The sequence below is a fragment of the Algoriphagus sp. UBA3586 genome (genome assembly GCF_002376385.1).
In the GTDB taxonomy this organism is placed as follows: domain Bacteria; phylum Bacteroidota; class Bacteroidia; order Cytophagales; family Cyclobacteriaceae; genus Algoriphagus; species Algoriphagus ornithinivorans.
This window is the reverse complement of the sequence record NZ_DFMT01000006.1, coordinates 60,842-71,616: the sequence shown is the minus strand read 5'-3', so window position 1 is coordinate 71,616 and position 10,775 is coordinate 60,842. Positions and strand designations below refer to the sequence as shown.

The 10,775-nt window shown below is 38.3% G+C and carries 7 protein-coding genes; all 7 read left to right on the top strand.

Going from position 1 to position 10,775, the window contains the following annotated elements; genetic code table 11:
• Positions 1-130 precede the first annotated feature (130 nt).
• The 7 genes from B2906_RS01205 (at position 131) to B2906_RS01175 (ending at position 8,787) form a co-directional block, all read left to right on the top strand.
• Positions 131-829, top strand: coding sequence for a cytidylyltransferase domain-containing protein (locus tag B2906_RS01205; RefSeq protein WP_286935330.1), 699 nt, complete (start codon positions 131-133; stop codon positions 827-829).
• A 1-nt stretch (position 830) separates the two neighbouring features.
• Positions 831-2,531, top strand: coding sequence for an asparagine synthase (glutamine-hydrolyzing) (gene asnB / locus B2906_RS01200; protein WP_286935329.1), 1,701 nt, complete (start codon positions 831-833; stop codon positions 2,529-2,531).
• 153 nt (positions 2,532-2,684) lie between these two features.
• On the top strand, positions 2,685-3,656 hold the full coding sequence (locus tag B2906_RS01195) for a hypothetical protein (protein WP_286935327.1): 972 nt from the start codon (positions 2,685-2,687) through the stop codon (positions 3,654-3,656).
• Between the two features lie 698 nt (positions 3,657-4,354).
• Complete coding sequence (locus B2906_RS01190; RefSeq protein ID WP_091654752.1) at positions 4,355-4,825, top strand: nucleoid-structuring protein H-NS; 471 nt, start codon at positions 4,355-4,357, stop codon at positions 4,823-4,825.
• A 110-nt stretch (positions 4,826-4,935) separates the two neighbouring features.
• Entirely contained in the window at positions 4,936-5,514 is a 579-nt protein-coding gene (locus B2906_RS01185; RefSeq protein WP_091654750.1) for a hypothetical protein, read from the top strand.
• Positions 5,511-6,350, top strand: coding sequence for a hypothetical protein (locus B2906_RS01180; protein ID WP_091654480.1), 840 nt, complete (start codon positions 5,511-5,513; stop codon positions 6,348-6,350). Before B2906_RS01185 ends, B2906_RS01180 begins: the two co-directional genes overlap by 4 nt.
• Positions 6,337-8,787: a leucine-rich repeat domain-containing protein gene (locus B2906_RS01175; RefSeq protein WP_286935324.1), complete on the top strand. Its 2,451-nt coding sequence runs from the start codon at positions 6,337-6,339 to the stop codon at positions 8,785-8,787. The genes B2906_RS01180 and B2906_RS01175 overlap by 14 nt, the downstream gene beginning before the upstream one ends.
• Positions 8,788-10,775 lie beyond the last annotated feature (1,988 nt).

Genomic DNA, 10,775 nt, shown 5'->3' with positions numbered 1-10,775 from the left:
ATGAAAAGCCCTTGTTTCTGATGTGCTACATTGGATTTAGTATATTTTTGAAAACCCTCAATCATTTGGAAATAGGCAATTATTTGAGGCGCTCAAAAATTAAACTTTATTTAAAACTCAAAATGAACTTATGAAAATACTTGGATTGATTCCTGCTAGGGGCGGTTCCAAAGGTATTCCTGGAAAAAATATAAAAGCTCTTGGAGGAAAACCTCTGTTAGCCTACACATTTGATTCAGCCCAAGAGTCTAAGCTGTTGAGTAAAGTTATTTTGAGTTCTGATGACAGTGATATTATTGCTGTAGCAAATCAAATAGGTCTAGAAGTCCCATTTACACGTCCGGAAAACTTGGCAAATGACCAATCGCCGACTCTTCCTGTTATTGCTCATGCACTTAGATTTTTTGAGGAAAAGGGTGAAAAATTTGATGCAGTTTGCCTTCTTCAGACAACTTACCCATTTAGAAGAAAAGGTTTGATCGATGATGCGATCAAAGAATTTATTCGAACAGATGCAGAAGCATTAGTTTCTGTTTTGCCTGTTCCACATGAGTTTAATCCACATTGGGTGTTTGAACCTGGCCAAAATGGATTTTTGGAAATTGCTACAGGAGAAAAACAGATAATTCCTCGAAGGCAGGATTTACCCACCTCTTTTTTCAGAGATGGGGCTATTTATATCACTAAGTCAGAGGTCATCCTCTCGAAAAATTCCATTTTAAGTGAAAAATTAGCCTATATAGTTGGTGATGAATCTCGATATGTAAACCTTGATACATTCGATGACTGGAAGAAGGCTGAAATTTTGGTAAATAAACTATTCGGATAAAATGTGCGGCATAGCAGGAATTTTAGGACAGTTGGCTTCTAAGTCTCCAATTCTCCAAATGTTAGGGAGTCAATCTCATCGGGGACCTGATAATACTGGTTTCTGGGCGGATGACCAAGTGATAGCTTTAGGGCATAATCGCTTGTCAATATTAGATCTATCAGACTCTTCAAATCAGCCCTTTCAAAGCGAAGATGGAAGGTATATCCTAGTATTCAATGGAGAGATTTACAATTATCTCGAATTAAAAGAACAACTAAGAGACTTTTATAAGTTTAGAACTAGTTCTGATACAGAAGTGCTTCTTGCAGCCTTTTTAAAATGGGGGTACAGCTGTTTATCCCATTTTAATGGAATGTTTTCATTTGCCATTTGGGATAATTTAGAGAGAAAGTTATTTGCTGCACGTGATCGATTTGGTGTGAAGCCTTTCAATTATACCAACTGGAATGGATCCTTTCTTTTTGCCTCTGAAATTAGTCCATTTTGGAAAATTGGAGTTCCAAAAACCCCAAATTCCTCGGTTTGGTCTTCCTATTTTAGCAAGGGTACCTATGGTCAACCCAATGAGACTTTTTGGGATGGGGTGGAACAGCTACCTGCAGGCCATTATTTAATCTGGCAGGATGGGCAACAAAAAATCTTTCAATGGTATGATTTCTTTTCCAGGGTTCAATCGCAACCGGAAGTAGAGCTCAAAGATCAGGAAGAATATATTCTGGAGCTTTTAAAAAGTGCTGTCTCATTAAGGTTTAGAGCCGATGTGCCGGTTGGGTTTAACTTAAGCGGAGGATTGGACTCAAGTACCCTATTAGCCTTGGTTTATGATCTTTTTCCCGATAATAGAAAGATTGAAGCATTTACATTTTTGACAGGTGATGAGCGCTATGATGAAATATTCTGGGTGGAAAAGATGCTACAGGATAAGCCTTTCCCTCTGAATCCCTGTATGTTGTCGACTGATGAGGTTCCTGAATTAGCCAGGAAAATAAGTGATGTTCAGAATGAACCTTTTGGTGGTCTTCCTACATTAGCTTATGCAAAAGTATTTCAAAAAGCCCGCGAAAAAGGGATTATAGTTTTACTGGACGGGCAGGGTTCTGATGAAGCTTGGGCAGGTTATGATTATTATTTAAAGAATTCTCAAAATTTAATACAAGGAGTGAAGTCATCTCCTTTGAGGCCGGAAGTTTTAGATGCTAATTTCAGTAGTTTGGCTTCTCAAAATCAGTTTCCTAAACCTTTTGAAGAGGAGTTATTAAATCTCCAATATAGAGATTTGTTTTATACTAAGATCCCTAGAGCGCTCAGGTTTAATGATAGAGTTAGCATGGCCTTTAGCACTGAATTGAGGGAGCCTTTTTTGGATTATCGATTAATTGAATATGTTTTTTCACGTCCGAAAGACTTTAAAATTAAAGATGGAAAGCAAAAATGGCTTCTTAGAAAAATTGCCAACAAATACTTAGGGGAGGAAATTTCCTTAGCTCCCAAAAGACCTCTTCAGACTCCTCAAAGAGAATGGTTGTCAGATAATCTGAAAGATTGGGTTTATGATGAAATCAGTTCGCTTCGCCAGAATGCCTGGTTTGATTATGCCAAAATTGAAAAAGAACTCAGTAAGTTTATGAAAGGGGATAATGATAGCAGCTTCCATGTCTGGCAGTGGTTAAACACAGCTCTTCTGCTTCATGATAAATAATGCTAGAGAAGCAGGTGTTTTCCTCATCTTCTCTTTCCTTATTTAGATTTCTTTGAAGTGTTTAAGGCAAATCTTAAAAAATTGAATTATTTGTCTTAAAAAATTGATTACAGTATATTATTTGCGAAAAGATATTTCAGTATTTCTCCTTTGATGCCTCCTACTAGTCTATTCATTTTTATATCTCTTTTGACCGCAAGTTGGCTTTATTACCAACTAGCAAAAAAGTTCAACATCGTCGATAAACCTAACCATCGATCTTCTCATTCCCATACAACAGTGAGGGGAGGAGGGATTATTTTTCCTGTCGCGGCAATTTTATGGTGGATAATATTTGACTTCCAAAATACTTGGATGATTCTGGGATTAATTTTGATTTCTGGAATCAGCCTTTTGGATGATATGTTTGAGCTTTCTCGAAAACTTCGCTTTGGAGTACAGTTTTTGGCTATTTGCTTTAGTTTTTATGATTTGGGGCTGTTTACATACTTCCCGGCTTACACATGGCCGATATTTTTCTTTTTTGCTTTGGGAGTGATCAATGCCATCAACTTTATGGATGGTATCAACGGAATTACGGGCCTTAGTGGCCTTGTGTTCTTTGGTACATTACTAGTACTGGATGATTACTATCAATTGTTTGATGAAGATTTGATTCAGTATATTCTACTTTCCCTGAGTGTTTTTCTGCTTTTTAATCTTCGAAAAAGAGCCCTGATGTTTGCAGGTGACATAGGAAGCATTTCTATGGCATACATGATGATCTACTTTATGACTCAGTGGTATATAGAAACTGAAAGCTGGACCATTATTTTGATTCTTTTGGTTTATGGTGCAGATGTCTTTCTTACCATGGTGAAAAGGTATCAAAATGGGGAGAAATTAACCGAACCTCACAGAAGTCATCTTTATCAGTTATTTGTGAATCAGGCTAAAATCCCACATGTGTATATAGCTTTACTGTATGCTGTTTTGCAGGCATTGATTAATTATATTCTCTTCATCCAACCTTCTGATAAGCTTCCTGACAATTATTTGGCACTTGGATTTTTAGTTGGAATGGCTTTCCTGTATTTAATTATCAAAAGGCAGGTTAAAAAATATGATCCTTCGACTAGTTCATAGAAACAAATCATTTTTTTAGAAAATGTCCTCTCTTAAGAAAGCCCATATCTATTTCCCTCACTTTGATTTAATCCTCGGAAATCAATTTATTCTCATTAGCCCCCCAAATACTACAATTTACTACTAGCCTTAAATACCAGCCTGTTCAAATTTGGATTTACATTAGATTAATTTCTTAAAAAAGTGATTTGAATAAAAAAAGCCCGTAGAATCTACGAGCTCTTTTGAAGGCATAGCCTGATTAAAACTTAACACTGATGTAAATTTCCCCACTTTTAGGACCAAAAAAAATACCCTCTACAGGGTATTTTTAGGGTATAAAAAATCTTTAGGTTCGAAGAAATATAGTTATTGAAAGTTTTTGAATAAAAACATGGAAAATAATTCCTCTTTTTTCAACCTATTTTCAGACTTAGCGTAATAGCCTTCAATCAAGATCACTGCTTAAAAAAAGTAGCTTGGGTTCACCTTATAAGTATAGAAGCCTATGGAAGTTAAAAGTTACTAATCCCACTTGAATTTGCGGCATTTTACCGCTAACAGAGATTTAATAAAATTTGACAAAAGCATTCTTCCTTTTGGAATAAGCATTGCAAGTTAATCATCTGTTTTTATTTACTTTGTCCCGTAATTCGAAACGAAAGGACGAAAACCAAAGAATTATCCAAAACCAAATAAATCTTAATCCAATCCCTAAAATGAAAGAAAAGTTTATCTCATTTTCGCTCAATCGCTCCTTAATGTTCGCATTGGTTGCGTTGCTTGCTGTGGGTGCTTGTAAGTCCAAAAAGAAAGCAGTACAGCCAGAACCGACTCCAGCTCCTGTAGAGCGCGTACAAGAAACTCCTCCTCCTGCACCAGCTCAGCCTTCTGCTGAAGAAGTGGCTGCACAAAAACTGGAGAGTGCTTTCAACTCTGTAGCTGGAGCATCTAACGTATCTATGGCTAACCAGTCCATCGAACAGACATTGGCGATGTTCTCTAATCAGCAAACACCGGTTTTGATCGTAATCCACGAAGAAAACGGAATCAAAGATTATGATGAACCTACTACTATCCGTAAGTATTTAGAGTACTTGAAGGATACTAAAAAGAATCTGAACTACATCTCTGATATCCGTTTGGATGCCAATGGTAAAGTTTCAGAACTTGAACTGAGAAGAAAATAACCATCCTAAGAAAATCAATCAGCATGAAATCAAGCATGACTTTTGTCTCTTATCTATAAGAACAGAGCATGTATGGTTCCATGTGGCCATTTAGAAAAAATGATATACCAATGAAAAATAAATTAATACTCTTTCTTGGCCTTTTCCTTGCGAGCTCTGTTGTAGCTCTAGCTCAGTCAGAAGACATTAGCCCTTCTAGAAAGCAGGCTATTGATTCTTTGGCTTTGGAGAAAGTAAAAGACCTTAGTAAATACATCGCCATCATCGGAAGCAAAGAAACTCAGTTTTCTGAAGCAAACCGTGTAATGGACAGAGCTGAAGAACTATTCGCTCCAGGAGCTGAAATGGGTGTTTCTAGCATCAACTCCAACGAAATCGCTTACTACAAAGTAAGAAGATACTTCGAGCGTTTGATGGCTTTGAACTATGACCGAGTAAATATCACTTGGTACGATATTCAGTACATCTCCGACTTGGAAAGACAGCCTGACGGCCGTTATGTAGGTGTGATTACCATCTTCCAAAGATTCGAAGGTACTTCTATCGAAACAGGAATGAATTACAAAGACACCACAAAGAAAGACATCACTATTTACGTAGAGAAAAAACAGACTCAAATCGCTGGTAGAACCATCGAGTTCTGGGACGTAATGCTTGGTGATGTGAGAGTGACAGAAACCTCCGCATGAGATTTACCTTAATTACCCTTGCGATTCTCCTCGCAAACATTTCGATTGTTTCCGCCCAGGGCATTGGCTCTGGCGGAACAATCAAAGATGACGGCCGATTTGCCGCTTCTACCAAACAACTCAATCAATTTTTCAGAAGATTCAATGCTGAAGAATCACCGGATGGAAACACCCGATTTTATCCCGGAGATTCTCTTTATCATAATAGACCCCTAAGACAAGGCTTTATTCAGATCTTATTTGACAATCAGACCAGCTCTGTGTCCAAAGACCTGAAAACACAATTTATCAATACCGTTCTCTCTGATGGATATCCCCAGTATTTGAATTTTCACAGAACAGGATGGTTTTCAGAAGTACAGGCTGAATTTATCTTCAAAGGAAAGCGCGAAAAAGTAACCTTGATTCTAAAATTACAGCCGGAAGGATTGGGCTACGAATGGGTCATTGATGCCGTAAGTTTCCCTCCTTTCAAAAACTTATTTAATAAGCCTGTAGGAGATGAAAAGGATTTTCTTCATCCTCTTTCTCATGAATTGGGCTTTATGAATCTCAGAAGAGCCTTTCAGGATTCCAAAATGCCTGAAGCCTTTACAGGGAATGCATTTCATCCGGATTATTTAACCCTCTTCCTGTATGAAATGAAGCAAAATAATCTTCGATTCTCAACCGTTAATGAGGTGAAGTTCCACTTCTTTCAAATTGAAGGTTGGTATTTCGAAGTATCTCAATTTAACCGACCAGGATTTAATACTGGCTGGTTGATCTCCAATCTCGTCAAATTAAATCCTGGAGATAAAGAGACGATTCAACAGTATATTTATGATCAGAAGTAGTAGTATCATCTTTCTTCTTATTTTTTTGTTTGGAGCTCAGCAAAGCTTTTCCCAGACAGTAAAAGGCTATTCTAAGCAGGAATTGGACGATTTTTCTTCTAAAGTGGAAGATCAGGTTCGCTTCTTGGAATATCTTCTGAATACTATTGGCTCATCCGAAACTTCGGCTCGGGACAAAGATGTAATTATCCGGGAGAGTTTTTTAAAGATCTTTAGAGATGGGATTGTACAAGTAGAAGACGACTTGCTTCAAGACCGAATGGTAGTGACCAATAAAGATGTCACAGCTTATCTAAAAGATATTGAGTTCTTTTTCAAAGATGTCAATTTCAAGTTTAAAATCCGTGAGGTTAAACCATCCCAAAAAGAGAATGGGCAGGTGTTTTTTGTGGTTTCTCTGGATAGAACGATCACGGCGACTTCCAAGGATGGAAAGAAAATTACCAATACCAAACCCCGCTTTGTAGAGGTCAATCTGGACAACAAAAGCCAGGAACTCAAAATTGTGAGTATGTACACTACCAAGCTCAGTAGAGATCAGGAACTGAATGAATGGTGGCAAAGCTTAAACCCAGCCTGGAAATCATATTTCAGAGGAAGATTCAAAATTGGAGCATTTGATTCTATAGGCTTGGATCATCTGTATAAATTCGTTTCCATCGATTCTTTGGATATTTCCGGAACAGACTCATTGCTTAATTTAAGACCTTTGGAAGCTCTGAGAGACTTGAAATATGTGGACCTGAGTAATACCAAAATCAGAGCATTAGGTCCTATTTCCAATGTGACATTTTTGGAATATCTCAATGTATCCAATACTCCGACCTCAGATATTCAGTTTATCAAATATTCAGAGAGGCTTAAGCATTTGGATATTTCCAACACAAGGATTCAAAATATCAGTGATCTGAAAAATTTGAAATCCCTGAAGAGTTTGAAGCTGGAAAAGACCCCAATCCTGAGCTTTGCGGTACTCAATGAGTTTGACAGCCTCCGATCCCTGGATTTGACTGAAAGTGGCTTTAACAATACCGAAAACATCAAAGCGCTCAATAAACTGGAGCATTTGAATCTCAGCAAAAACTATTTGGTGAATTTTGCTCAACTGGCAGAATTGAAGTCTCTAAAAACCCTGAATCTTGCTGGAACTAATATTCAGGATTTGACGCCTTTGATCAATTTGGATCAACTTGAACTGGTAGACCTGACCGGAACTGAAATTGCAGATATTTCTGTGCTGAATGCCAAACCAAATTTGGAAAAGGTTTTAGCAGACGAGACCAGACTGTCGGTAATTTCTGCTGATAATTTTATCAGAAATAACCCAAATGTACTGCTGATCCACCATGTGAAGGATTTGGAGTCTTGGTGGGCTGGATTGTCAGATGCTTGGAAAGCAAGACTCAAACAGGCAAATCCAAGAATTCAATCAGACCAGCCTAATGTAGAGATTTTAACTACCACTATTGGATTGGAAGAGTTGGATTTGTCCAGTGCAGGTATTGAAAGCTTGCTGCCTGTGACTCGCTTTGTCAAACTGAGAAAAATCGATTTTTCCGATAATCCTATTTCTGACCTTCTTCCTTTGAGTGAGGTAAATACTTTGGAAGAGATTAAGAGTCAAAATACCTTGGTTAAAGATTTGAGTCCAATAAGGAACAATACAAAGATCAAAAGACTGGATTTCAGCGAAAGTCCTATAGAAAGTATTTTGCCTATAGTGGGACTTCCGGAAATCTCTTATTTGAATGTCAATAGGTCAGCCATATTTGCTGAGGAGGTTCCTGAGGTATTGTTGAAAAAACCGGAATTAACGCTGATTTATAGGGTGCAGTTCCTGGAAAATTGGTGGTCCGAATTACCGCAGCTTTGGAAAGATATCTTTAGAAGAGAGTTCGGAATGCCTGAAAATCCAAGTGTTGAGCAATTACATAATTTGACTGCCAAATCCTATTTGCAATTAGACAGAACGGGGATAGAGGATATCAGGCCTTTGACGGCATTTGTAAACCTTAGATCGCTTAGTATTTTCGATGCGCCACTGTCAACCATTGCTCCGATTTCTGAGATGACGCTCTTGACAAACTTGAAAATTTCCCAAGCACCGGTAGTAGATTTTCTTCCTATTTCGAGCTTGTTTGAATTGGAGAGTTTGGATATTTCCAATACAGGAATAGAGGATTTAGAACCACTTGGAGCTTTGAGCAATTTGAAAAAGTTAAATCTTTCTGGAACAAATTTGAAAGTATTGAGAGGGCTCGAACCTTTGATCAATTTGCAGGAATTAGATGTGGCAAGTACCAATTTGCGTTCCTTAAGGCCAATAGAAGGATTGAGCAATTTGAAAAAGTTAAGTTGCTTCAATACCAGACTGAACAGTAGGGCAGTGGATCGCTTCAAAGAAAAAGTCCCTGATTGTGAGGTCAGGTTTTATTAAAAATATTTTCAAATGCCCAGAAGATAATCTGGGCATTGTTTTTATACCCCAGTCACTCCAAAAGAAAGATAGTAGGTTCCTAGGTTGTGACATTGGAAAGATAATTTTTAAAATAAAAACAAGATATACCTTCGGAAAGATATTTATCCCGTAGGGATTTAAGCTCGGTAGAAGAAGGATTCAGGCACTCCTGTCCATGCCGTAGGTATGGAAGAATGTAGAAATACGATAGAAATACGCCTACGTTGAAATATTCAAAAAATATTTTTCAAGATAGAAACAAGATATGCCTTCGGCAAGATAGTCCTTAGATCGTATTCGTATCAAAAGCTCCAAAGGAGCGGACGATTAAATAGCCGTGGGTTTTAACCCACGGATCTTGGTACACCGACCCCTTCCCCAGCGCTGGCCCAATATCTCCATTTAGAAACGATGACTTGATGCCAGCAAGACGGAGAGAGAAATACATTAGAAATAAAGGAAATACGCCTTCGGCGAAATATTTATCCCGTAGGGATTTAAGCTCGGTAGTAAAAGGATTTAAGGACTCCTATCCATGCCATAGGTATGGAAGGAAGTAGAAATACGCCTTCGGCGAAATATACGAAAATAACGAAAAGATATTTTTCAAGATATCATCAAGATATGTCTTCGGCGAGATACAGATCAACTTCCTTTTTGGAATTAGAAACTCAAATAAGTGCGATTTAGAAATCAAAAGCCTGAAGGGCTTAAACTCCTCAATAGCCTCGGGTGCAACCCGAGGTAAGAAAGATAAATTATCCCCCAGCGCTGGCCCTTAATCTCCATTTGGAAACGATGACTTAATGCCAGCAAGACGGAGAGGAAACCTTAAATCAACCCTCCATGAGATTTCTTGAGTTGTGAAGTAGATATAAATAATATCCATACCCACTTTCTGGCAAACCCTTAGCGGCTTTGTCCGGATTGAAAATCCTACGATAAGAGCTCGAGATTTCAAATCTCGAGCAGCTTAGGAGATAGACCTCCAATCATACTCATAGCAAAAGCACCAAAGGTGCGTAATTTATTAGCCCCGAGTGCAACTCGGGGTATAGATGCAATCAATTATTTACCCAGCGCTGGCCCTTAATCTCAAATTGGAAACGGTAATTCAATGCCAGCAAGACGGAGAGGAAACATTAAATCAACCCTCCAAGGGATTTCTTGAGTTGAGGATTTTATATAAATAATATCCATTCCCGCTTTCTGGCAAAAACCCTTAAAGGATTTATCCGGATTACAAATCCTACGATAAGAGCTCGAGATTACAAATCTCGAGCAGCTTAGGAGATAGACCTCCAGTCGTACCCATGGCAAAAGTTCCAAAGGAGCGATGATTTCTTAGCCAGGGGTTTTAACCCCTGGAATCAAAGTCACCAACCACCCCCAGCGCTGGCCCTTAATCTCAAATTGGAAACGGTAATTCAATGCCAGTAAGACGGAGAGGAAACTTTAAATCAACGCTCCATGAGATTTCTTGAGTTGAGGAGTTGATGTAAATATCCATTTCCATTTTCTGGCAAACCTTGGAGGGTTTGTCCGGATTGAAAACCCTACGATAAGAGCTCGAGATTACAAATCTCGAGCAGCTTAGGAGATAGACCTCCAGTCGTATCCATGGCAAAAGCTCCAAAGGAGCGGACGATTAAATAGCCGTGGGTTTTAACCCCTGGAATCAAAGTCACCAACCACATCCCCAGCGCTGGCCCATAATCTAAAATTGGAAACGGTAATTCAATGCCAGCAAGACGGCAAGGAAACCTTAATTAAACCTCGAACGGTTTATCCGGATTACAAATTCTATGATAGGAACAACTTAAAAAAAAGAAAATCCCACCCATTTTTTGGGAAGGATTTTCGATTATTTTCCTCTCTTTCGAAAGGGATTAAGGGAATAAAAAGTATGAGAAAAAGTCCCTTAATAATTTTCTAGAAAAAACTAGGAGAAAAGCTGCTTAATCACC